Raw genomic sequence first — 23255 nt, forward strand, 5'->3', positions numbered from 1 at the left:
CGGGGTCAGATGTTGCGAGCGCGGTTGAGCAGGCCGCGGCCGCCCACGGTGTACCCGATGACGGCCATGACGATCAGCACGAGCAGGCTCCCCCACGCGTCGGCGAAACCGAAGAGCGCGGCGTCCCGCATGCCGTTGATCGCGTACGTCAGCGGGTTGATCGCCGCCACCCACTGCAGCACCGTCGGCATGCTGTCGACCGTGTAAAGCGACGGGGCGCTGAAGACCAGAACGGGGATCGACACGTTCGACAGCACCATGAAGGCCTGGAAGTCGGTGATCGTGATCGCCACCGCCAGGTACAGCCCGTTGAAGGCCAGGGCGGCCAGCGTGAGCGCCGTCAGCAGGCCGAGCCAGCCTTCCAGGTCGAACGGGAAGTCGAAGATGAGCACCGCCACACCGAGGCCCAGCAGGCTCTGCGCCATCACCAGCGACACTCCGGCGATCACCTTGCCGAGCAGGAACCGTGACCTGCGCAGCGGGTAGGACCACAGCTGCGTCGCCACTCCGCTCAGTTCCTCCTGGAACAGCGCCATGCTGGACGTCCCGGCCGCGCTGACGACCGACATCGCCAGCGTCATGGGGAGAAGGAAGACCGCGAACCGCACCTCGACGCCCCGGTAGCCGACGACGGTGACGAGGTTGCTCAACGAGGTGTTCACCAGCAGCAGGTACACCAGCATCGGCGTCAGCCCGAGGATGAGGTACACCCGGTTGCGGGCGAGCAGCGCGTACTCCCGGTAGAGCACCGCGGACAGGTCGGCCGCTCGCGCGGTCCCGGCGGGGGGAGCGTTGTTGAACTGCAGCGTGTCGACCATTGTCACCCCTGGTTCTCGGTCATCCGGAGGAACGCCTGCTCCAGCGAGTCCGAGGCGGTCGAGACTCCGGAGATCGCGACTCCGTAGTCCTGGCAGTGCCGCGACAGCTCCGGCAGGACGTCCCGTACCTTCGCGCCGTGGATGCGCACCTCGGAATCCCCGGCCGTGGCCGTCAGCCCGGCGCCCTCGGCCCAGGCCGCCACGACGCGGCTCGCCTCGGCATCCTCGACGGTCACCAGCATGTGGGTGCTGCCGAACTCCTCGACGAGCTCGCGCGGCTTGGCGAAGCGCAGCACGCGCCCGCGGTTGATGACCAGGGCGCGCTGGCTGTTGCGCTCCAGCTCGTCGATGTGGTGGCTGGTCCACAGGATGGTCACTCCGTGCTCCTCGCGCAGCCAGGTCACGAAGCGTTCGACCTGGCGCCGCCCCGCCACGTCCAGCCCCGCGGAAGGCTCGTCGAGGATCAGGAGCCGCGGGATGGTGAGCAGTGCCCGTACCAGCTGCAACCGCTGCCGCTGGCCGCCCGACAGCTGGAAGCAGAGCCGCTGCAGGGCCTCGGTCAAGCCGAGGAAGTCCGCCACCTCCAGCGCCCACGGCCGGGCGTCGCGCCACTTCAGCCCGCGGAAGCGGGCCGCGATCCGCAGGTTGTCGAGCGCCGGCAGCATCATGTCGAACGGGCCGGTCTGGTGCATCGCCCCGATGCCGGACTTGGCCTCGACCGGCTGGCGCACCGGATCCGCGCCGAAGACCCGGATCTGACCGGAGGTGGGGGCGGTGACTCCGCAGATCATCTTGATCAGGGTCGTCTTCCCCGCGCCGTTGGGCCCGAGGAGCCCGATGGTCTCCCCTTGCGCGATCTCGAACGAGACGTCGTCCACGGCCGGTCTGTCACTCCGCCGATAGCGTTTGGTCAGCCCTTCGGCCATCACCACGTCATCCGACACAGGCCCACCCTTCACTTCGCCCTCCACGGTGCGTCGCAGGTCGAGTATGGCTTGGCGGTAAGGAGGTGACACAACCCCACGAACGTGGGCTACCGGCGCGGATTGGGGCAACGCATATGCCGAACGACAGAGGAGTGATTGTGCGGCCCCGCCAGTCCGATGACCATCGGCGCATGGACGAGCTCACCACAAGCGGCTGTCGTGACCCGCTGATCCCCCCCACCACGCGAATGACCATCGGTGAGCTCGTGGATCGGAGCTGAGCCGCCGCCCCTCGAAGCTCACGTCCCTTTGCGAGGCCCGAGGCGGTGGTTTCTGAGTGAACCTCAATCGGCGATCCGGCGACGCTCCCTACACTCTGCGGATGCCGTCCGGCCGTCCTGGCGTGACATGGCACCTCCCGGAGGTGATCGACCCCACGACCCCCCTGCCCTGCGTGGTCCTCGCGGATCGCGCGGGACTCGCCGAGTGCGCCGTGCTCCAGCGAGGGCTGCGGACGCTCGGCGTGCCGAGCCTGCGGATCGACGCCGGATCGCTCGCGGACCTGCGGATCTTCACCCTGCACGAGGACGGGTCCCTGACCGTGGACGGGCACCGCATCGTCCCTACCGTCACCTGGGTACGGCACTTCTCGCCGCAGGCCATCCCCGCTGGAAACGGCTCGGCGCCGTCCCTGTTCCGGGCCGACTCGTGGTGCGCCCTGGTCGACCAGATCTCGTCGCTGTCCGCCTTCCGGCTGCCCGATGGCGCCGATCCGGGGCGGCTGGTCCAGCTGGACGACGCGGCGCGGGCGGGGATCCGCACGCCACGGACGATCGTCACGACCGATCCTGGAGCGGCGAGCGCGGCCCTGTCGAGCGACCGGATCATCGTCAAGGTCCTCAACCGGCATTTCGTCGAGACCGAACCGGGCACCATGGAGGGGATCTTCCCGGAGATCATGGATGGCGCCTCGGCCAGGTGCCTGGCCGTGCGAGACGTACCGATGATCGTCCAGGAATACGTCGAGCACCGGGCGGAGCTGCGCGTCTACTACCTGAACGGCGAGACGCGGGCCTTCCGTGTCGGCAAACCCTCGCCGGAGGCGATCTGGCGCGACGCGGCGTCGGTCACGGTCTCTCCGACGGCTGCCCCCGAGTCCGTGGAAGTGGCGGTGCACAAGCTCGCCGAGCTCTGGGGTCTGCGCTACGGGGCCTTCGACTTCCTGCTGACCGGGGACGGGCCGGTCTTCCTCGAGGTCAATCCCGACGGCGACTGGCGGTGGTTCGAGTCGAAGGCCGGAGTGGACGACGTCTCCATCTCCGCGCTATCCATGGTGCGGACACTCCACCGCCAGGCGACCCAGGAGGGTTCGGCCGCGATCGACCTGGCGGGGTTCCTGGTGCTGGGCACCGACCGGGCGGGACAGGCGCGGGACAGGACACCCAGCATGGACGCCCGCGTGCTCGGAGCGCTCGACATCCGGGTGGACGGCGCGACCTCGCACATCAGCGCGAGGAAGGCCCGGCTCCTGGCCGCCATCCTGCTCTCGACCCCGAACCAGGTGGTCCCGACGGACCAGTTGATCGACTCCTTGTGGGGCGAGCGACCACCACCCACGGCGCGCAAGAACCTCCAGGTCTACGTCTCGGCGTTGCGCAGGAAGATCGGCGATCGGATCTCCTACGAGGGCTGGGGATACCAGCTCGACGCCGGGCCGGAGGATCTCGACCTCCTCAGGTTCCGGCACCTCGCCGGCGCCGGCCGCGACATGCGGCGCAGGGGCGACGCAGACGCGGCGCTGACCTTGCTCGACCGCGCCACACGCCTGTGGCGCTCCCGGCCGCTCGCGGAGTTCTCGGATGTTCCCTTGATCGACGATGCCGTCGGCAGGTTCACCGAGTTGTACCTCACGATCAACGAGGACTGGGCGGAGCTGGAGATCGAGCGAGGCGGGCACATAGAGGTGCTGAACAGGCTCGACGATCTGGTGCCGTTCTTCCCCGGGCGTGAGCGGCTCGTGGCGGCGAGGATGACCGCTCTGGCCGGCTGCGGGCGCGCACCTGAGGCGCTCTCGCAGTTCGAGGCCGTGCGCCGGCATCTCGTGGCCGAACTGGGCATCGACCCGAGCCCCGTCCTCAGGAAGCTGTACGAGGAGATCCTCCAGGGCAAAGCGCCCCGCCGGCCGGAGCCGGGCACCGCGACCTCGCCGACTCCGTGGGACCGGGGCGAGACCCTCGACGCGCGACATCCGGTCACATCGATCACAGGGGGACGGCACCGGAACCACCACCGATAACCGGCCGCATGCTCACGCCATACCGATGGTTAAGCGGGCTTTTCTACAGTCGACACAGAGGCGCTCTCGCAAAGCGCCTCGGTGAAGGCGATCCGACCCAAGGGACTCTCATGGCTCATGCTTTCGATGACCTGATAAATGATCGCGACAAATGGCTGATCGTCATGCTGGCCCAGGGGTACACGACGACGAAGATCGCCCGCGAGATGCACCTCAGCAGGTACACGGTGGCGGAGCGGATCAGCAAACTTCTCGACCAGTTCGCCTGCAGCAACCGCAGCCAGCTCGTGGCGTACTCCTATGCCCACAGGCTCCTGCACGTCGGGATCTGGCCTCCCAGCGCTTCCAGCGTGATCGGCTAGCCGCGCCGGCGCCCCCGTCAGCGGTAGATGTAGCACCAGTTCGACTTGCCCTTGTAGCGGTGGAAGGCGCCCGATGCCTTGTAGCGCCACTGGCAGCCCGCGTCACGCTGGCTCGCGCTCAGGTACAGGGTCTCGGCGCCCTTCTGCTTGATGCAGTAGGAGCCTGCCTTGGGGGTCTCCCGGTATTCGTCGTACTCCCAGCCCAGTTTCTGGCAGTAGGCGGTGAAATGCCCGGGACCCAGCTCGGCGAGCTCCGGCGACGGCTTGGGGGAGGAAGTGCTGGTCGGCGGGGGCTCGCTGGCCGTGGGCTCCACCCGGGTCGGCTCGGCCTTGGGCAAGCCGCTCGGCTTGTGGGTCGGCGTGGTCGTCGCGGACCTTCTCACCGGCCGGACGCCCGCGCTCGGGACCGATCTGTGCGACGTCGCCGGCGAAAGGGGAGAGGCGGTCGTGACCGGAGCCTTCGAGCCGGTGTCGGCGGGCTTCTCCGGCGTACGCGTGACGGCGGACGCCTGCGAGGTCCGAAGCGTTCCCGTCTTCAACGCGGACACGCGCTCCTCCGGCAGCATCGCGAAGGCGGCGACGACGGCCCCGGAGATCGCCACGGCGACCACGACCGAGGCGACCGCCACCCGCCTTCCCCTGCCGTTCTTACGCGCGTCAGGACTTGGCGCGGTGACCTTCACAGACGAGCCGGCCGCCCCCGTCACGGCCGCGAGACCTTCCCGGGGATCGGCGCGAGGGGCCGGCGGGCCCTGCGTGGGCACGGCAGGAGCCTGGCCCGTACCCCGTACCAGGCGGTCGAGGATCTGCTCCGCGGACGGCCGCCGGGACGGCTCCTTGGACAGGCATTCGGCCAGCAGGCCCCTCAGCGGCGCCTCGGTCTCGCCGAGGTCGGGTTCCTCGTTGAGGATCCTGTTGATGATCGCGGGGATGGAGTCGTTGCCGAACGGCGGGCGGCCCGTGGCCGCGTAGGCGATCGTGGACGCCCAGGCGAACACGTCCAGGGCCCTGCCGACCTCTCCCGCGGTCAGCTGCTCGGGCGCCATGTACGCGGGCGTGCCCACGACCTGGCTGGTCACCGTGCTGGTGCCGGCGAGAGCGCGGGCGATGCCGAAGTCGATGACCCGCGGGCCGTCCGGCCCGATGAGCACGTTGTGCGGCTTGAGATCGCGGTGGATGATCCCGGCGTCGTGCAGCGAGACCAGAGCGGTGGCCGTGCCGATGGCGAGGCGTTCGAGGGCGCTGCCCGAACGCGGCCCCTCCGCGGCCACGACCTCGTTGAGCGCGGGCCCCGGCACGTACTCGCTCATGATGTACGCGCGGCCGCCCGCCATGCCGGAGTCGAGGACCTGCGCCGTGCAGAAACGGGCGACCCGCTTCGCGACGTCCAGCTCGCGCATGAAGGTGTCGGCGAGGGCGGGATCCTGCCCGATGCGGGCGTGGAAGAGCTTGACGGCCACCAGGTCACCGGAGTCCGTCTCGCCCAGATATACGACGCCCTGCCCCCCTTCCCCGATCCTGCCGATGATGCGGCAGGCACCGAGTCGCGTGGGGTCGCTCGACTCCAGGGGCTGGACATCCGGCATCGGCTCTCCGGGGGGTTGGAGGATTTGCCAGAAACTCTAACGACCCGGCGCCCCTCGCGCGGGACGACCGCTGGCACTCCTGCCCACCAAGCGATTGCTAGAGACGTGGCGACGTGGCACGATACCTCAGCCGGGAGGAGCGACCATGAGCGTGCGACCATGAAGATCGCCTATACGCCAGAGCAGGAGAAGCTCCGCGCGGAGCTTCGGGACTACTTCGCCGAGATCATGACGCCGCCCCTCCGCGAGGAGATGTCCGGGGGCGAGTCAGCCTCGATGGGCAAGGACAGCGCCTACTGCCGGATCATCCGCCGCATGGGCCAGGACGGCTGGCTCGGCATCGGATGGCCCAAGGAGTACGGCGGGCAGAGCCGCACCATGGTCGAACAGCTGATCTTCGCGGACGAGGCCATGGCCGCCGGGGTCCCGATCCCGCTGCTGACCCTCGGAAGCGTCGGGCCCGCCCTGATGGAGTACGGCACGCCGGAGCAGAAGGACTTCTTCCTGCCGAGGATCCTGGCCGGGGAGATGCACTTCGCCATCGGCTACTCCGAGTCCGAGGCCGGCACCGACCTCGCCGCGCTCCGTACGCGGGCCGAGCGCGACGGCGACGAGTGGGTGATCAACGGGCAGAAGATGTGGACGAGCGTGATCAGCGCCGCCGACTACGTGTGGCTCGCCGTGCGCACCGATCCCGACGCCCCGAGGCACAAGGGCCTCTCGGTCTTCCTCGTACCGACCGACACACCCGGTTTCGGCTGGTCGCCGGTGCCGACGATGGCGGGGCAGGTCACCAGCCAGACCTTCTACGACAACGTACGCGTCCCGGGCACCGCGCTGGTGGGCAAGCCCGGCGACGGATGGAAGCTGATCACCGGCCAGCTCAACCACGAGCGGGTCGCGCTGTGCTCGGCGGCCGGGATCCAGGCCGTGCTCGCGGGCACGCGCGACTGGGCGGCGGCGACCCGGCTGGCCGACGGGCGCAGGGTCATCGACCAGGAGTGGGTGCGGGCCAACCTCGGCCGGGTGCACGCCAAGGTCGAGTTCCTCAAGCTGGTCAACTGGAAGATCGCCTGGGGTCTGGACCACGGGGTCAAGGTCGGCCCGGCTGACGCCTCGGTCACCAAGATCTTCGGAACCGAGTTCGCGATCGAGGCGTACCGCCTGCTCATGGAGTGCTTCGGCGAGGACGCCGTCCTGACCGACACCCCGGGCGCCGTTCTTCACGGGCGCATCGAGCGGATGTACCGCACGATCCTCATGCTGACCTTCGGCGGCGGCACGAACGAGATCCAGCGGGACATGATCGCGATGATCGGGCTCGGCATGCCGCGCCCGCCACGCTGATCACGTTCCGGCGCTCAGAGACTCACCCACTCCACGCTGAGGACGACATGGACTTCGCCCGCACAGAGGACCAGCAGGAGCTCGCGCGGCTCGCGCGGCACATCCTCACCGACCGCGTCACCCACGAGTCCCTCACCGAGCTGGAGAGCCGGGGGACCGAACGCTTCGACACCGGGCTCTGGTCGACGCTGGCCGAAGCGGGGCTCCTCGGCATCGCGCTGCCCGCCGATCTCGGCGGCGGCGGGTACGGCACGCTGGAGCAGTGCCTGGTCCTGGAGCAGGCCGGGCGCGTCCTCGCCCCGGTGCCGCTCCACGCGACGGCGGTGCTGGGCGCCTGGCCCATCGCGACCTTCGGCACCCCCGAGCAGCGCGACACGTGGGCACGGCCGGCCGTACGGGGCGAGCGCGTCCTGACCGCCGCGCTCGCGGGCCCGGCCGGGGCCGCGGAGGTCACCGCGCGCCGGGAGGGGGACGGCTGGCGGCTCACCGGCGTCAGGACCGGCGTCCCGGCCGCGACCGTCGCCGACCTCATCCTGGTCCCGGCCGGTGAGCGGATCTTCCTGGTCCCGGCGGGGACGGACGGCCTGACGATCACCCCGCAGCGGACGACGGCCAGGGAGACCACCGGGCTGGTCCGGCTGGAGGTGACCCTGCCGTACGACGCGGTGCTGGGCGATCCCGGCGCCGACGCGCCCGACATGGTGAGCCGGTCGCGCGACATGGCCACGCTCGGCCTGTGCGCGCTGCAGCTGGGGATCACCTCCCGCGCGCTCGAGGCGGCGGCCGAGTACACCACCAGGCGCCACCAGTTCAACCGTCCCATCGGGTCGTTCCAGGCCGTCGGGCACCGGCTCGCCGACTGCCACATCGACGTCGAGGCCATCCGGCTGACGATGTGGCAGGCCGCCTGGCTGCTGTCGGACGAGGCCAGGGCGGAGGCGCGGGCCCAGGGCACGGCGGAGAGCCAGGCGCGGCAGGCGGCGGAGGCGGTGGCCACCGCCAAGTTCTGGGCCGCCGACGGCGGGCACAGGGTGGCCCACGCGGTCGTGCACGTGCACGGCGGCATGGGCATCGCCGAGGAGTACTTCGTGCACCGCTACTTCCTGCACGCCAAGCAGATCGAATTCGCGCTGGGAGGCGCCACCGAGCAGGCGCTCCGTCTCGGAGCAATGCTCGCCACCGAAACCGTGTCCGGCTTGTCCGGGCTATCTTCTTCGTTTACGGAGGCGTGAGCTTGCAACAAAGGAGAGCTTCACCGGAAACATTACATTTTTAGCCTTCAGATATGTCCACGCCATCACATGCCCTCGGAGCGGCCTCCGCGGGCACGCTCGCGGCCGTCCCACCTGGGGGCGGCTAGGGGTTCCACGGCAAATCAAGATCAGAGAAACTGAGGTCGGAAGCGTCTGCGGCAGCCCCGGAAAGGGTAAACAGGAGGTGAGGTCGGGTCCGCGCACCTCCCGGCCGTCGAATTACCCAGTGAGGCAGAGGACCTGTCCGCCGACGAGTGACGAGGGAAGTGTGAGCCCGTACCGAAGGAGAAGGACATGAAGCGGATTCTCATCACCCAGCGGCCCAAGCCCCCACGCCAGCCCCTCCCCCTTGATCTTCGAAGCCCCTCAGGCCGAGCGCTCCCCTTCTAGCTCTCCGAGGCCGGCCGCTCCCGAAGCCGGCCCGTGACCCGAAAAGTGCCATCACGCGCCTCGAACAGGCGTGTCACCAGGGTGAAAGTTCCCCATCCCCGCCGTGCAGGCACGGTGAAAGTGACCCGCAAGGTGCCATCCCTAGCTTGTCCATCGCGACAGATCACTAGGAAAGGCACACAATGAACATCACCCTTACCCGCCGTATCCTCGCCGTGTCCGCGGCGGAAGCACCAAGGCCGTCTGCGACGACGCGGTGAAGGCGTTCCAGGACTACGGCACCCAGGCGGCCGCCGGTGCGGGCGACCTGAACAGCTGGAACAAGGCGACCGCCGACCTGGCCGCCAAGCTCAAGGACCTGTCCGGCAAGGCCGAGGGCGACCTGAAGACCACGCTGACGGACCTGTCCGCGTCGTGGGGCGGCTTCAAGATCGACACTGCCGACCCGAGCGCGGCGGCGGCTCAGCTGCCGCAGTTCACCACCAAGGCCACCGAGGCCACCCAGAAGCTGGCCGTGAACTGCTCCTGACCGCTCGGCCGCGGACGCCACCGGTCACGTCAGACTCTGGCCGCCGCGAGCGCGTAGCTGCGCTCGAAGCCTTCGAGCACGGCCGGCCAGGCACAGCGCGTCAGCTCGGTCTCCCTGTTGTGCAGGGCGATCGACTCACGCAGCTCCCGGTCGCGGGTGAGCCGCGCGACCGACTGGACCAGCTCGTCGAAGGTGCGGCCGAGCAGCCCCTCCTTGCCGGGCCGTACGAAGTCGGCGACGCCACTCTGCGCCCGGGCGACCACGGGGACCCCGGCGGCCCGGGCCTCCAGGGCCGCGATGCCGAACGACTCCCTCGGCGCGGGGGCCACGAACACGTCGGCCGAGGTCAGCAGGTCGCGGATCTGCTCACGGGTGTAGCGGCCGGGCAGCGACACCCACCCCTCCATGCCGTGCGCACGCAGGAAACGCTCCATCGAACCGCGCGCGGGCCCGTCCCCCACCAGGGTGGCCCGCATCGCGATGCCCCTTGGAACCTTGCGCCTGGCCTCCAGCAGCAGCTTCAGCAACCGAACCGGCTGCTTGCGCGGGGCCAGGCGCCCCACCGCCACGATGTGCACGCCGCCGGGCTCGCCGGGCCGTACGGCCCGCGCCTCGCCGGGCCGTACGCCGCGCGTGGGACGCCAGGCGGAGACGTCGAGGCCGTTGGACACGACGTCGACGGGCACCCGCCTGCCCGCGACGGCCCGGATGTGCCCGGCGGCGGCGTGGCTGACCGCGGTGACCACCATGCCCCACCGGGTCCACCCGAACAGCACGTCGAGGACGCGGTAGAGCGCGCGGGTCAGTGGATCCCACATGCTGTGCACGGTGACCACGACCGGCAGGCCCGCGCGGACGGCGGCGCGCACCCCCATCCAGGCGAACGGCGACACCGCCCCGGTGTGGACATGCACGACATCGGGACGCCGCGAGGTCATCAGCCGGAGCAGGTGCGCGCCCCCGCGGGGATGGATCGGCAGGTCGAAGGGCATGCGCGCGACGACGCGGTGGATCCGGGAAATGCGCTCGCCCGGGGTCGCGGTGGCCACCTCGACCTCGTGACCGGCCTCGGACTGCGACCGCACCAGATCTGCCACCTGGACCTCGATGCCCCCGAGCCGTGGCAGGTAGCAGTCACTGACATGAAGGATCCGCACCCCGCCAGCCTGGCAGAGCCCGCGACCCGCATCAAACGGGACCACCTCGCCCTGGCCACGGGTTCTTGAACGGTTCGGGAAGGCTTCTCGAACCCCTCCCGGGGAGGCGCCTGGGACTCGGGGATTCGCCACGTGGAATCATGGCCGCGTGGCACGTACCGCGGTCTTCTTCCACGCCCATCCCGATGACGAAGCGCTGCTGACCGCCGGGACCATGGCGATGCTGGCGTCCGAGGGCCATCGGGTCGTCCTCGTCGTGGCGACCGCCGGCGAGCGCGGCCTGGCCGATCTGCCCCACGGCGACGAGCTGGCCGAGGCGCGCACCGCCGAGCTGTACGAGTCGGCCGCCGCCCTGGGCGTCGCCCGCGTGGTCCTGCTCGGCTACGGCGACTCGGGGCTCGGCGAGGGCGAAGGCGGCGTCGGCGACGAGCGCGCGGAGAACGCCTTCATCGACGCCGACATCGAGGAGGCCGCCCAGCGGCTGGCGGCGGTGCTCAAGGAGGAGAGCGCCGACCTGCTGACGATCTACGACCCGGCCGGCGGGTACGGCCATCCGGACCACGTGCAGGTCTACCGGGTCGGGCAGCGCGCGGCGGACATCGCGGGCACGCCCATCCTGCTGGAGGCCACGGTCAACCGTGACCCCCTGCTGAAGGGCCTCCGGCTCGCCCAGCGCTTCTACCGGTTCCCCCCGGAGTTCGACGTGCGCTCCTTCGAGCGGGCGTACTCCCCCGGCGAGGACATCACCCACCGCGTCAACGTCCGCAGGTTCGCGAAGGTCAAGCGGGCGAGCATGGCCGCCCACGCCTCCCAGGCGACGGGCGGCGACAGCGACCGTACGCTGGCGGTCATGCTGAGGATCCCCGGGCCGCTGTACCGCCTGATCTTCGGCACCGAGTGGTACGTCCGCCGCGATCTGCCCCCGGGCGCCCGGCGGACGCACCCCTTCGACGACCTCCCGGAGGAGACCGGATAAAGGTTGATTTCGTGCTGGAGGATGAGATCCACCCGGCGGCCTCCGGGCAGACTGATCCGGGCGGCACCGGCGCGCGGAGAACAGATGGGGGCATCGCGATGAGGAACAAATGGGTCCAGGCAGGCCTGTCCGTGGCCTCCCTGGCCCTGGCTGTCCTGCTCGTGGTGTACCTGCCGCAGATCGTGCACGCGCTCACCGGGGCCAAGGTCAGCTGGAGCGAGATCGGCGCGCAGTTCCGCTCGCTGAGCTGGGCGATGATCCTGCTGATGGCCGCGCTGTGGTTCGCGAGCCTGTGGGCCTACACGTACGTGATGACGGCGGCGCTGCCCGGGCTCACCCATGTCCAGGCCCTCACGCTGAACGCCGCCGGCAGCGCGGTGAGCAACCTGCTGCCCTTCGGCGGCGCGGCCGGGGTGGCCCTGACCTTCGCGATGACCAAGGGCTGGGGGTTCGCCACCCGCTCCGTGGTGGTGTACACGCTGGTCACCGGCATCTGGAACACGTTGTTCCGCTTCATCCTGCCCGCGGTCGGGATCATCGCGCTGCTGGTCGCCGGGCGCATCCCCGACCCCAGGGTCACCAACGCGGCGTGGGGCGGGGCGGTCTCCATCCTCGTCCTGGTGGCCGTGGTGGCCGCCGCGCTCTACTGGGAACTGGCCGCCGACCTGCTCGGCCGCGTCCTCGACAGGCTGCTCGGCGTGCTGCCCCGCAAGATCCGCCCGCCCGAGCACTACGCCTCCGACGCGATCCACCGCGTGCGCGCCGAGACCGCCGAGATCGTGCGAAGGCGCTGGCGCGGCCTGTCCTTCGGGATGGTGGCCTTCCTGACCCTCCAGTGCCTGATCATGGCGTGCTGCCTGGTCGCCACCGGCTCCTACCCCGGCCCCGCCGAGACGGTGGCCGTGTTCGCCGTCAGCCGGGTGCTCACCAGCGCGCTGATCACCCCGAGCGGTGCGGGGATCATGGAGGGCGGCACCGCCTCCCTGCTGATCGCCTTCGGCCAGCCTCCGGGGGCCGCGACCGCCGCCGCCATCCTGTTCGGCTTCTGGACCTACACCATCGAGATCCCGTGGGGCGGCCTCGCCCTCGGTGCGTGGTCCCTGCTGCGGCGGCGCGGCGCCTCGAACGATCACCGCTCCCCCGAGCCCGCCTCCCGTACCTGAGCGCGTCGCATCGTCAACACGCGCACTCCTGTACCTGTAGCCTCGTGGCACCCACGGAAGGAAGGCGGGCCTTGGCGAATACCTTGTGCGTGCTCGACGGGCCCGCATAGCGTGGCGGCTGACATGGTGACGTTCCGCGTTCTTGGACCAGTCGAGGCGTACGACGACGACGGCGAGGTCGACCTCGGTGGGCTACGGCAACGCGCCGTGCTCGCGCGATTACTCGTCGCGCGCGGCCAGGTCGTGCCCGTCGACACGCTGCTCTTCGACCTGTGGACCGACGAGGGTGCCAAGGGCGCCCAGTCGGGGCTCCAGGTCTACATCTCCCGCCTGCGCCGCGTGCTCGAGCCCGGCCGGCCGCGCGGCGGCCCCAACCGGCTGCTCGTGACCGTCGCCTCCGGGTACGCTCTGCGCACCGCGCCCGAGCAGGTCGACGCCCTGCGCTTCGAGGCCATGGTCAGGTCGGCGGGCAAGTACCTCGACAACGACGACCCCGAGCCGGCGCGCACGGGCCTTGAGACCGCGCTCGGCCTCTGGCGCGGCACTCCTTACTCCGACTTCGCCGAACAGCAGTGGGCCGAGGCCGAGGTCAGCCGGCTCGCCGAGCTGCGGCTGGTGGCGCGGGAGCGGCACGCCGACGCGGGGCTGCGCTTCGGCCTGCACGCCGAGACCGTGCCCGACCTCGAAGCCCTCACCGGCGAGAACCCCCTGCGGGAGGAGGGCTGGCGGCTGCTCGCCCTCGGCCTCTACCGCTGCGGCAGGCAGGGCGACGCCCTCGCCGCTTTGCGCCGTGCCCGCACGACCCTGGCCCACGAGCTCGGCATCGACCCGGGCCCCGCGCTGCGCAAGATGGAGTCGGACATCCTCTCCCAGGACCCGGCCCTGGAGCTCACGCTCCCCCAGCGCCCCCGCTTCGAGGTTGCCGGCACCTGGCCGCCGCGTCCCGAGAGCCAGACCGCCGACCTGCCCCCGCTGTCGCCCGAGCCGTTCGTCGGCCGCGCCGCCGAGCTCGCCCGGCTGACCGGCGCCGCGCCGCACGCCCTCGCCGGGCGCTTCACCGCGGCCGTGGTCGGCGGCGACCCGGGAGCGGGTAAGACCACCCTGGTACGTCAGCTTGGGCTGGAGCTGTCCCGGCAGGGCTGGATCACCGCGTCCGGCGGGTGTCCCGACAGCAGCGCCACCCCGCCCGGCTGGGCCTGGGTGGAGGTCCTGCGCATGCTCGTCGCCGTCCGGGGGACGGGGGAGTACGGTTCGCTGCTCGCGCCGTTGCTGGACGACGCCGCCCCCACCGACGAGGACGACCAGGCGTCGGGCGGCTTCCGGCTGCACCGCGCGGTCGGCGGCTACATCGCGGGGATCGCCCGCGAGGCCCCCGTGCTGCTCACCCTTGAGGATCTTCACTGGGCCGACGACCAGACCCTCGCCCTGCTCCGCGCCCTGCCCAGCCTGCTGGCGACGAGCCGGGTGCTCCTGGTCGTGACCTGCCGTGACGGCGAGCTCAACGACCAGCAGTCCGACGTGCTCGCGGCGCTCGCCCGGCTCGGCCCCGTGCGCGTGGGCCTGGAAGGGCTCGACGAGGAGGCGGTGGCGGAGCTCGTACGGGCCACGTGCGTCCGCGAGGTCGACGAGGACGCGGTCAGCAGGATCATCGAGCGCACGGGCGGCAACCCGTTCTTCGTCCGCGAGACGGTCCGGCTGCTCGACTCCGAGGCCACCGGCGACCGGGCCACCGCCGCCGAGGTCATCTCCGAGGTGCCGTCGGGCGTGCGCGACGTACTGCGCCGCCGGATCACCCGCCTGCCCGTCACCGCCCAGCAGATCCTGTTACAGGCGGCGGTGATCGGCCGCGACGTCGACATCGACGTGCTGGTGGACGTCTCGGGCGACGAGGACGCCGTCGTCGACGCCGTGGAGGCCGGGCTGCTCGCGGGGCTGGTCACCGAGCCGGGGCCCGGGATGCTGCGCTTCGACCATGACCTGGTCCGCGACACCCTGTACTCCGACGCCTCGCGGCTGCGCAGGTCGCGCCTGCACGCCGCCGTCGCGTCGGTGATCGAGAGCCGGTCGGCGTCCGATGTCGCGGCGCTCGCCCATCACTACGACTCCGCGGGCACGGTGGAGACCGCCGCGAAGGCCGTCCACTACGCGGGCCTGGCCGCCGAGCAGGCGGAGCGGCGGTTCGCCCACCGGGAGGCGGCGACGCTGTGGGAGCGCGCCATCACCGCCTTCGACCGGGCCCACCCCCTCGGAGGGCCACCCAAGGAACGGCTGCTGCTGCAGCTACGGCTGATCAAGGCGCTCGCGCTCTGCGGCGACATGGCGGCCGCCCGGGCCCGCCGCCGCGAGGCGATGGACGCCGCGCTGCCGCTGGGCGACCTTGAGATGACCGCGCGCATCGCCGCGTCGGTGGCCGTGCCGTACAAGGGCATCGCCCGTGACCTCACCCGCACGGCGTGGGAGATCGTCGACGTCACCGAGCGGGCACTGATCGAGCTGCCGCCGGGCGAGCAGTCGCTGCGCGCAAGCCTGCTCGCGACCCTGGCACTGGAGCTGGAGGGCTCCGCCACCGGCCGGGGGTACGAGGCGTCGCTGGAGGCGGAGGAGCTGGCGCGGCAGAGCGGCGACCCCGCCCTGCTGGCTGTCGCGCTGAGCGGGCGGCTGCGCCAGTCGTACGTCATCACGGTCGTCGATGAGCGTGAGGCCATCGGCCGCGAGCTGCTGGAGGTCGGGGCCGCCTCGGGGCAGATCGCCGTGCAGGCGCTGGCCCACCTGGTGCTCATGGAGTGCGCGGCGGCGCGCGGCGACTTCGCCGAGGCCGACGCCCAGATGCGCGCGGCCGAGCGGCTCGCCAGGCAGTACGACCTGCCGGCGCCGTCGGCGGTGGGCGCCTGGTACGCCGGCATGCGCATGATGATCACGGGCGACTACGCCGGGGCCGAGCGCACGTACCGGAACGCCGCCCGGCTCACCGCGCGGGCGGGGATGCTCGAAGGACGCCAGGACCTGCCGCTCATCACCACGTTCTGCCTGCGCCTGGTCGACGGCAAGGCCGCCGACATGGTCGAGTCGCTGGAGGAGGCGCACCGGCGCGGGGCCAAGTGGACCCTGGACGCCTACGCCGTCGCCCTCGCCTCCGCGGGCCACATCAAGGACGCCCGCGCGATCGCGGCCACCAGGACGCCCGTCCGTCCCGACTTCCTCTACGAGCTGGCCATGACATGGCGGGCGCTGGCGGGGATGCTCCTCGGCGACCGTGACCGGATGCAGGACGCCTACTCCACGCTAGGGCCGTTCTCCGACCGAATCGCGGGGGCGGGCACCGGCGTGGTGGCCCTGTGGCCGGTGGCCCAGACGCTCGGCGACCTCGCCATGCACCTGGGGCAGCCCGAGGAGGGACGGAAGCACTACGAGAAGGCGCTGGCGGTGGCCGAGCGGGTGGGCATCCTCCGGTGGGTCGCGGCGGCGCGGCAGGCCCTTGGCAGCGTGTGAGCCGTGGGGCCGGTCAGCAGCTGATCTGGAACTTCTCGCTGATGATGACGCCCTTGCCGGACACAGCGAGCTCGACGCGGTACCAGCCGGGGTTGCGCACGACGCGGGGGTGCCACTCCACGGTGCGCGGCGAGCCCATGAAGCCGGCGCTCTCCGAGTAGAGGTAGGTCTTCCAGGCGTGCGCCGCGGGGCTCCAGCGCATCAGGCGCCAGTCGTAGTCCACGGGGTCGCCCGAGGGGCCGGGGTCGATCACGCTCTGCGCGTGGTAGGTCCGCTCGCAGGAGGCGCCCGCTCCGGCGGCTCCCACCGTCACCATGCCTGCCTCGGGGATGTGCCCGGCCTCGATCGGGAGCGACTGCGCCGACAGGACCACGGTCTTGACGTGCGTGTCGCCGACCGCCCCCGCCGTACCGGTGGCGCCGTGGGTGACCCCGAAGTACGCGCCGCAGACGGCCAGCGTGGCGACCAGCAGCTTGAACACGGTGGCCGTACCGCTTGCCATGATCGGTACCAGGCTGACTACCGGCTTCAGACCGCTTCGCGCTCCCATGACCCTCCCCTTTCGTTCACCCTTAGGTGTACGCCGGGGCGGTTGCTCCCTACTTGTCATCTGCTTGCAATCGATTCCCATGTCCGCAATGGCGGACATGGGATCATAACCGGATGCGTATGGTGACTATCCCTCTCCTGGCGGCGGTCCTGTCCATCTTCGGCCTGGTCGACCCGGCGCTCGCCCGGTCCGCTCCACAGGTCACAGCGAAGGAGGTCTACCTGGTCGACGCCACGGCCGGAACGGTCCAGTTCGCCAAGCGCGAGACCCGCCGCGTGCCCGTGGCCAGCCTGACGAAGATCATGACGGCGTACGTCGTGCGCCGCGCCGGGTCACTGGGCGACGTCATCACGATCTCCAGAGCCGACGTACGTCACGCGGCGGCGAACGACGGAACCCGCGCGGGCCTGAAGGCCGGGGAGCGGCTCACCGTGCGGGAACTGCTCTACGGCCTCCTGCTGCCATCGGGGGCCGACGCCTCCAACGCCCTGGCACGCCGGTACGGGCCGGGCGTGAAGCGCTTCGTGGCCAGGATGAACCAGGCGGCGCGGACCCTCGGCCTGCGCGACACGGTGTACACCAACCCCGACGGGCTCCCCCAGACCGGCGGCGACCACTCCACCGCGAGAGACCAGGTCACCCTCGCCCAGGCGGTCCTGAAGGACCCGGTCATCGCCGCCATCGTCGGCACCGAGAGGCACGCGGTGAGCAAGTCCGCCGCGCATCGCGCCCACGTCTGGCACAACACCAACCGGCTGCTGCCCACCGAGGCGCGGGGGCTGAAGACCGGGTACACGCGGGCGGCCGGCTACTGCCTGATGTTCACCTCCGTGATCGGCGGGCACACCATGATCGGGGTTCTCCTCGGCGACACCGGCGACGCCGCCCGCTACCGCACCGCCCGCACACTGCTCGACGCCACCGCGGCGGCCACCGCGGCCTGATGGTTGGTCTGACAGAGTTCGTCCCAACGGCGAGAGGAGGTGGACGGGTGGAACCGGACGGGGTGCTGGAACCCCCAAGCCTCGTCGAGCTCTCGATGCGGCGCATCCGCCACGAGATTCTCAGCGGCGCCCTCGCACCCGGAGAGCGCCTGATCGAGGAGCAGCTCACCCAGCGGTTCGGCACCAGCAGAGCGCCGCTGCGCGAGGCGCTGCGGTCCCTCGGGCAGCAAGGGCTGGTGGAACACCTGCCACGGCGCGGCGTCCGCGTCGCCGAGCTGTCCCGCGAGGACGTGGACGAGCTGTTCGGGCTGCGCGATGTGCTGGAACGCTACGCGGTCGAGCTCGCGCTGCCCCCTACCGGCACGCATGACCTGACCGGGCTGGCGAGGACGCTCGACGGCATGACGGCGGCGGTGGAGGCCGACGACCCGCTCAGCGAGAACGAGGCCCACCGGCGCTTCCACGTCGCGCTGGTCGCGCTCGCGGGCCATCGCCAGCTGCTGCTGGTGTACGAGCCGGTCATCCTGAAGCTGCAGCTCTACATGGCCGCCAACCTGCGCAGGGAGGCCGAGCAGCGCGCCCCTTCCGAAGGGGTGGAGCGGCACCGGCGGCTCTTCGACGCCATCGCCTCCGGCGACCCGGCCACGGCGCTCGACGCTCTGGCCAGGCACGGCGCCCGCACCTACATCGGCTGACAACGCAGCTCGCAGAGCTGATCACTGAGCTAACAGAAGCGTAACCGGACGGAACGGCTGCGGACACAATCCTGTCGACAATCGACAAAAGGAGGATCCGAGGAACGGAGTCCACGTGTCCGATCCGCTTCTCGTCGAGGCCGAGCCGTACACATACGGGTTCGACCCGGCACATACAGCATTGCTTCTCATCGACATGCAACGGGACTTCGTCGAGCCCGGGGGCTTCGGGGAGACCCTCGGCAACGACGTCACCATGCTCCGGCAGGTGATCCCGCCACTCAGCGAGGTGCTGGCCGCCACCCGCAAGGCAGGGATGACCGTCATCCACACCCGCGAGGGACACCTGCCCGACCTTTCCGACTGCCCACCCGCCAAGCTCGACCGCGGAGCGCCTTCCATGCGCATCGGGGATCCCGGCCCGAAGGGGCGCATCCTCATCCGGGGCGAGTACGGCCACGACATCATCGACGAGCTGGCCCCCACCGAGGGCGAGCTCGTCATCGACAAGCCGGGCAAGGGCGCCTTCTACGCCACCGACCTCGGCCAGGTGCTGCGCTCCGGAGACATTCGCAGCCTCGTCGTCACCGGCGTCACGACCGAGGTGTGCGTGCACACCACCGTGCGCGAGGCCAACGACCGCGGTTACGAGTGCCTGGTGCTGTCCGACTGCGTGGGCTCGTATTTCGCCGACTTCCAGCGGTACGGGCTCGAAATGATCGCCGCCCAGGGCGGCATCTTCGGCTGGGTCGCCCCCTCCGTCCACTATCTCAAGGCACTCGAAGCGCGGAGCTGACCAATGACCACGACAACCGGCCCCGCCACGCTCAAACTCCCCTGGTGGGTCAGCGGGGACACCAACGCCTTCTTCGGACTCGGCTTCAACGTGATGGTGAACGTGCTGGTGCTGAGCGGCCTCTGCCTCGGGGTGGTCCACCTGCCCGGCTCGGACGTCTTCGGCGTCATCCTCCCGGCGATGGGCATCCAGCTCCTGATCGGCAACGTGTACTACACCTACCTCGCGCGGCGGCTGGCCCGCCGCGAGGGCCGCACCGACGTGTGCGCGATGCCGTACGGCCCGAGCGTGCCGCACATGTTCATCGTCGTCTTCGTCATCATGCTGCCCACCTACCTGGCCACCAAGAGCCCCCTGCAGGCGTGGGCGGCCGGGCTGGCCTGGTGCTTCATCATCGGCATCATCGTGCTGATCGGCGCCTTCGTCGGGCCGTACATCCGCCGCTTCACCCCGAGGGCGGCCATGCTGGGTACCCTGGCGGGCATTTCCATCGCCTTCATCTCAATGCGGCCCGCCGCGCAGATGTGGGAGGCCGCCTGGATCGCGCTGCCTGTGCTCGTCATCATCCTCGTCGGCTTCTTCACCGACCTGAAGCTGCCCGGCAACATCCCCGTCGGCCTCGCCGCCCTCCTGGCCGGCACGGCGATCGCCTGGATCGGCGGCTACATGAACCCCGCCGACGTCGGCGCCGCCGCCGAGAACATCGCGGTCAGCCTCCCGACGCTGAACATCGACCGGCTGATCGACGGGCTCAGAGAGGTCTCACCTCTGCTCGCCACCGCCATCCCTCTGGGCATCTACAACTTCACCGAGGGCATGAGCAACGTCGAGAGCGCCGCCGCCGCGGGCGACTCGTACAACCTGCGGTCGGTGCTGCTGGCGGACGGCGCGGGCGCGGTCGTCGGCTCGATGCTGGGCTCGCCGTTCCCGCCGGCCGTCTACATCGGCCACCCGGGCTGGAAGTCCGCGGGCGGCCGCAGCAGCTACTCGATGGCCAGTGGCGTCGTCATCGCGCTGTTCTGCTTCCTCGGCATGTTCGCCCTGCTCGGCGCGGTGCTGCCGACACCGGCGATCGTGCCGATCCTGCTCTACATCGGCCTGCTGATCGGCGCCCAGGCCTTCCAGTCGGTGCCGAAGGCCCACGCGGTGGCCGTGGTGATGGCCATCATCCCCAACATCGCCTCCTGGGCGCAGGGCTACATGGACAACGCGCTGGCGGCGGCGGGCACCACAGCACAGAAGGTCGGGTACGCCGCGATCGCGCAGAGCGGCACCGTCTACGAGGGGACCGCCCTGCTCGGCGGCGGGGCGGTGCTGGCCGGGCTGATCCTCGGCTCGATCACCGCCTTCATCATCGACCGGTCGTTCCTGTGGGGCGCCGGGTACGCGTTCGGCGGAGCGGTGCTGTCGTTCATCGGGCTGATCCACGGGGCGAAGGTCGAGTGGAACGCCAACAGTCAGGTCGCCCTGGGCTATCTCTTCGCCGGCCTGGTCCTCGTAGCCTTCGCCTTCCTCCGTCCCAGCACCACCAAGGTAGCCGACGCGCCCCGAACCACCCCCGAACCCACCCCAGCAGAGGTCCCCGCGGCCTCCTGACCAGACCCCGCGAACCGCCCCAGGCACGGACCCCGTGCCTGGGTACGGAGTGCCCCGGCCACAGGCCCGATCCGGACACCGAACCGATGGTCACGGGCCCGTGTCGGCGGATAGGGCACGCCACCGGCGCCGTGGCGCAGGGCGGCATGTCACGGGCCGCCGACCAGCACGAAGACGCACCATGAACATCAGCCACGGGCCCTCAGCCCGTGCGGGGAAGGCAGATGGACACTCCTCTTGACCTGGACGGCTCAGCCCGCCTCGACCCGGCTCACCCCGATCCCTCACAGCCCGACCTGGCCCACGCCGACCTGGCCCACCTCGACCCGTCCCACCTGGACCCGTCCCACCTCGACCCGTCCCACCTCGACCTGGACAGCCTGGCTCGCCGCTACCGCGACGGGTCGGCCTGCCCGTCCGACGTCGCCGAGGAGGTGCTCGGGCGGATCGCCGCGCGCGGTGACGACCACGTGTGGATCACTCTGCGGCCCGCCGCCGACCTGCTCGCCGACGCCGCCGAGCTGGCCCGCCGCTGGCCCGACCCCGGCTCGCGCCCACCGCTGTACGGAGTGCCCTTCGCCGTCAAGGACAACGTGGACGTGGCCGGGCTGCCCACCACCGCGGCCTGCCCCGCGTACGCGTACATCCCGGAGCGGAGTGCGCCGCTGGTCGACCGGCTGCTCGCGGCGGGCGCCCTGCTCGTCGGCAAGACCAACCTCGACCAGTTCGCCACCGGCCTGTCCGGCACGCGCAGCCCCTACGGCGCGTGCGAGTCGCCGCTGGTGCCGGGGCTGATCTCCGGCGGGTCCAGCTCCGGGTCGGCGGTGGCGGTGGCCGCCGGACTGGTCGCCTTCGCGATCGGCACGGACACAGCCGGATCGGGCCGGGTGCCCGCCGCGCTCACCGGCACCATCGGGATCAAGCCGAGCCGGGGGCTGGTCAGCACCCTCGGCCTGGTGCCCGCGTGCGCGTCACTCGACTGCCCGAGCGTCTTCGCCCAGTCGGTCGCCGACGGGGCGGCCGTGCTGTCGGTCATCGCCGGGTACGAGCCCGCCGACCCCTGGTCGCGCCCGCTCCCCGTGCCCTCTCCTGAGCCGCCCGTCGTGGGTGCACTTCGCATCGGCGTTCCGCAGCGCCCGGAGTTCTTCGGCGACGACGCCGCCGCCGCCGGATTCGAGGAGGCGGTGGAACGGCTCTTGGCTCCGGGGCACCGGCTGGTCCCGGTCGATCTCGATCCGTTCCTCGCCGCGGGGCGGCTGCTGTACGAGGGGCCGTGGATCGCCGAACGGCTCGCCGCGGTCGGCGAGTTCGCGGCGCGGAACCCGGACGAATTGCACCCGGTCACCCGGAAGGTACTCAGCAACGGCACCGGACTCAGCGCGGTGGACGCCTTCCAGGGGCTGTACCGGCTGCGGGCGCTGCGCGCCGAGACCAGGCAGGCCTGGGCGTCGATGGACGCGCTGGCCGTTCCCACCGTGCCGACCACCTTCACCATCGCGGAGATGGCCGAAAGCCCGATCGACCGCAACACGGTCTTGGGCCACTACACGACGTTCACCAACCTGCTCGACCTAGCCGGCGTGTCCATACCCGCGGGCACCACCACGGCCGGCCGCCCTCATGGCATCACCCTCCTAGCCCCTGCCGGCTCCGACGAACTCCTGGCCGCCCTCGCCACGCCCTTCCACCCCCGAACGAGCATCCCCGCAGCCCAAGCCACACCCGGCGAATCCACAATCCACGCAAGATCCTGCGGACCCGCCTTGCAACAAGCACCCCCCACCGCTCCCGAAGCGGCAACAAGCGTCAAAGCACCTCCTGCCCTTCCCTGCGGCGTTCCCGGCGCGCAGCCGGTACTGGCCGTCGTGGGCGCGCATCGTGCCGGGCAGCCGTTGCATGGGCAGCTCACCTCGCTGGGAGCGGTCGACCTGGGTACGGCCCAGACGGCCCCGCTCTACCGCCTCTACGCGCTGAACGGGGGCGAACCGCCACGCCCCGGCCTGGTCCGCTCCGTGGACGGTGGCGTATCGGTCGAGGTGGAGCTGTACGCCTTGAGCCCATCGGCGCTGGGAACCCTGCTGACCCAGATCATGCCGCCCCTCAGCCTTGGCTGGATCAGCCTCGCGGACGGGCGCCAGGTGCACGGCTTCCTCTGCGAGTCCTACGCCACCGAGGAAGCGTCCGACATCAGCAAGTACGGCAGCTGGCCGGACTACCTCCTCTCCCCCGATCGCGGCACCCGATAACCGAGGCACGGATACGCCCCTGAACGAACTGAACCCATGGCTACGGCCTCGCCCGCACCCTGGCACCAAGAAAACTCACCCTGGCACCAAGAAATACGCGCACCGGGATATCAACCGGGAACCCCGCTGATGCGGT

At 70.9% G+C, this 23255-nt stretch carries 18 protein-coding genes; 13 read left to right on the top strand and 5 right to left on the bottom strand.

Annotation, left to right across the window (positions count from 1 at the left end):
• Positions 1-5 precede the first annotated feature (5 nt).
• Both AB0O34_RS00805 and AB0O34_RS00810 read right to left on the bottom strand, forming a co-directional pair.
• Positions 6-818: an ABC transporter permease gene (locus AB0O34_RS00805; RefSeq protein ID WP_363911121.1), complete on the bottom strand. Its 813-nt coding sequence runs from the start codon at positions 816-818 to the stop codon at positions 6-8.
• Positions 819-820: 2 nt separating this feature from the next.
• Positions 821-1762 (bottom strand): ABC transporter ATP-binding protein, encoded by a 942-nt coding sequence (locus tag AB0O34_RS00810; RefSeq protein WP_363911123.1) that lies wholly within the window; start codon positions 1760-1762, stop codon positions 821-823.
• Positions 1763-2147: 385 nt separating this feature from the next.
• Here AB0O34_RS00810 and AB0O34_RS00815 point away from each other — a divergent pair, with 385 nt between their 5' ends.
• Positions 2148-4040 carry a BTAD domain-containing putative transcriptional regulator gene (locus AB0O34_RS00815; protein WP_363911125.1) on the top strand — a complete coding sequence of 631 codons (1893 nt, stop codon included), beginning with the start codon at positions 2148-2150 and terminating at the stop codon, positions 4038-4040.
• Positions 4041-4150: 110 nt separating this feature from the next.
• Positions 4151-4402: a LuxR C-terminal-related transcriptional regulator gene (locus AB0O34_RS00820; protein ID WP_363911127.1), complete on the top strand. Its 252-nt coding sequence runs from the start codon at positions 4151-4153 to the stop codon at positions 4400-4402.
• Positions 4403-4419: 17 nt separating this feature from the next.
• Here the strand turns inward: AB0O34_RS00820 and AB0O34_RS00825 are convergent, their stop codons facing one another.
• Complete coding sequence (locus AB0O34_RS00825) at positions 4420-5988, bottom strand: protein kinase (protein ID WP_363911129.1); 1569 nt, start codon at positions 5986-5988, stop codon at positions 4420-4422.
• Positions 5989-6147: 159 nt separating this feature from the next.
• Here AB0O34_RS00825 and AB0O34_RS00830 point away from each other — a divergent pair, with 159 nt between their 5' ends.
• From AB0O34_RS00830 to AB0O34_RS00840, 3 genes are all read left to right on the top strand, one after another.
• A complete protein-coding gene (locus AB0O34_RS00830; RefSeq protein ID WP_363911131.1) occupies positions 6148-7335 on the top strand; it encodes an acyl-CoA dehydrogenase family protein in 1188 nt (395 codons plus the stop codon).
• 47 nt (positions 7336-7382) lie between these two features.
• On the top strand, positions 7383-8567 hold the full coding sequence (locus AB0O34_RS00835; protein WP_363911133.1) for an acyl-CoA dehydrogenase family protein: 1185 nt from the start codon (positions 7383-7385) through the stop codon (positions 8565-8567).
• Positions 8568-9234: 667 nt separating this feature from the next.
• Positions 9235-9507 (top strand): hypothetical protein, encoded by a 273-nt coding sequence (locus tag AB0O34_RS00840; RefSeq protein ID WP_363911135.1) that lies wholly within the window; start codon positions 9235-9237, stop codon positions 9505-9507.
• 29 nt (positions 9508-9536) lie between these two features.
• Here the strand turns inward: AB0O34_RS00840 and AB0O34_RS00845 are convergent, their stop codons facing one another.
• Positions 9537-10664: a glycosyltransferase family 4 protein gene (locus AB0O34_RS00845; protein ID WP_363911137.1), complete on the bottom strand. Its 1128-nt coding sequence runs from the start codon at positions 10662-10664 to the stop codon at positions 9537-9539.
• A gap of 148 nt (positions 10665-10812) precedes the next feature.
• Here AB0O34_RS00845 and AB0O34_RS00850 point away from each other — a divergent pair, with 148 nt between their 5' ends.
• From AB0O34_RS00850 to AB0O34_RS00860, 3 genes are all read left to right on the top strand, one after another.
• The gene (locus AB0O34_RS00850) at positions 10813-11640 is read left to right on the top strand and encodes a PIG-L family deacetylase (RefSeq protein WP_363911139.1); all 828 of its coding nucleotides are present in this window, start codon (positions 10813-10815) and stop codon (positions 11638-11640) included.
• Positions 11641-11651: 11 nt separating this feature from the next.
• Positions 11652-12803 carry a lysylphosphatidylglycerol synthase transmembrane domain-containing protein gene (locus AB0O34_RS00855; RefSeq protein WP_363911141.1) on the top strand — a complete coding sequence of 384 codons (1152 nt, stop codon included), beginning with the start codon at positions 11652-11654 and terminating at the stop codon, positions 12801-12803.
• Between the two features lie 123 nt (positions 12804-12926).
• Positions 12927-16292: a BTAD domain-containing putative transcriptional regulator gene (locus AB0O34_RS00860; RefSeq protein WP_363911143.1), complete on the top strand. Its 3366-nt coding sequence runs from the start codon at positions 12927-12929 to the stop codon at positions 16290-16292.
• 13 nt (positions 16293-16305) lie between these two features.
• On the opposite strand, the gene AB0O34_RS00865 is transcribed toward AB0O34_RS00860, so the two are convergent.
• Entirely contained in the window at positions 16306-16794 is a 489-nt protein-coding gene (locus tag AB0O34_RS00865) for a hypothetical protein (RefSeq protein ID WP_363911145.1), read from the bottom strand.
• Positions 16795-16955: 161 nt separating this feature from the next.
• On the opposite strand from AB0O34_RS00865, the gene AB0O34_RS00870 reads away from it, so the two are divergent.
• The 5 genes from AB0O34_RS00870 (at position 16956) to atzF (ending at position 23119) form a co-directional block, all read left to right on the top strand.
• Complete coding sequence (locus AB0O34_RS00870; protein ID WP_363911147.1) at positions 16956-17786, top strand: serine hydrolase; 831 nt, start codon at positions 16956-16958, stop codon at positions 17784-17786.
• A gap of 47 nt (positions 17787-17833) precedes the next feature.
• Entirely contained in the window at positions 17834-18481 is a 648-nt protein-coding gene (locus AB0O34_RS00875) for a GntR family transcriptional regulator (RefSeq protein WP_363911149.1), read from the top strand.
• A 115-nt stretch (positions 18482-18596) separates the two neighbouring features.
• The gene (locus AB0O34_RS00880; RefSeq protein ID WP_363911151.1) at positions 18597-19277 is read left to right on the top strand and encodes a cysteine hydrolase; all 681 of its coding nucleotides are present in this window, start codon (positions 18597-18599) and stop codon (positions 19275-19277) included.
• Between the two features lie 3 nt (positions 19278-19280).
• On the top strand, positions 19281-20873 hold the full coding sequence (locus AB0O34_RS00885) for a hypothetical protein (RefSeq protein ID WP_363911153.1): 1593 nt from the start codon (positions 19281-19283) through the stop codon (positions 20871-20873).
• 224 nt (positions 20874-21097) lie between these two features.
• The gene (gene atzF / locus AB0O34_RS00890; RefSeq protein WP_363911155.1) at positions 21098-23119 is read left to right on the top strand and encodes an allophanate hydrolase; all 2022 of its coding nucleotides are present in this window, start codon (positions 21098-21100) and stop codon (positions 23117-23119) included.
• The last annotated feature ends 136 nt before the right edge of the window (positions 23120-23255 follow it).

This window comes from Sphaerisporangium sp. NPDC088356 (assembly GCF_040685555.1).
Classification (GTDB): domain Bacteria; phylum Actinomycetota; class Actinomycetes; order Streptosporangiales; family Streptosporangiaceae; genus Sphaerisporangium.

Excerpts from the sequence above, each read along its gene's own strand:
- AB0O34_RS00870 (WP_363911147.1), top strand. The coding sequence starts at position 16,956 with ATGCGTATGGTGACTATCCCTCTCCTGGCGGCGGTCCTGTCCATCTTC.
- AB0O34_RS00830 (WP_363911131.1), top strand. The coding sequence starts at position 6,148 with ATGAAGATCGCCTATACGCCAGAGCAGGAGAAGCTCCGCGCGGAGCTT.
- AB0O34_RS00825 (WP_363911129.1), bottom strand. The coding sequence starts at position 5,988 with ATGCCGGATGTCCAGCCCCTGGAGTCGAGCGACCCCACGCGACTCGGT.
- AB0O34_RS00805 (WP_363911121.1), bottom strand. The coding sequence starts at position 818 with ATGGTCGACACGCTGCAGTTCAACAACGCTCCCCCCGCCGGGACCGCG.
- AB0O34_RS00860 (WP_363911143.1), top strand. The coding sequence starts at position 12,927 with ATGGTGACGTTCCGCGTTCTTGGACCAGTCGAGGCGTACGACGACGAC.
- AB0O34_RS00835 (WP_363911133.1), top strand. The coding sequence starts at position 7,383 with ATGGACTTCGCCCGCACAGAGGACCAGCAGGAGCTCGCGCGGCTCGCG.
- AB0O34_RS00885 (WP_363911153.1), top strand. The coding sequence starts at position 19,281 with ATGACCACGACAACCGGCCCCGCCACGCTCAAACTCCCCTGGTGGGTC.
- AB0O34_RS00865 (WP_363911145.1), bottom strand. The coding sequence starts at position 16,794 with ATGGCAAGCGGTACGGCCACCGTGTTCAAGCTGCTGGTCGCCACGCTG.
- atzF (WP_363911155.1), top strand. The coding sequence starts at position 21,098 with ATGGACACTCCTCTTGACCTGGACGGCTCAGCCCGCCTCGACCCGGCT.
- AB0O34_RS00820 (WP_363911127.1), top strand. The coding sequence starts at position 4,151 with ATGGCTCATGCTTTCGATGACCTGATAAATGATCGCGACAAATGGCTG.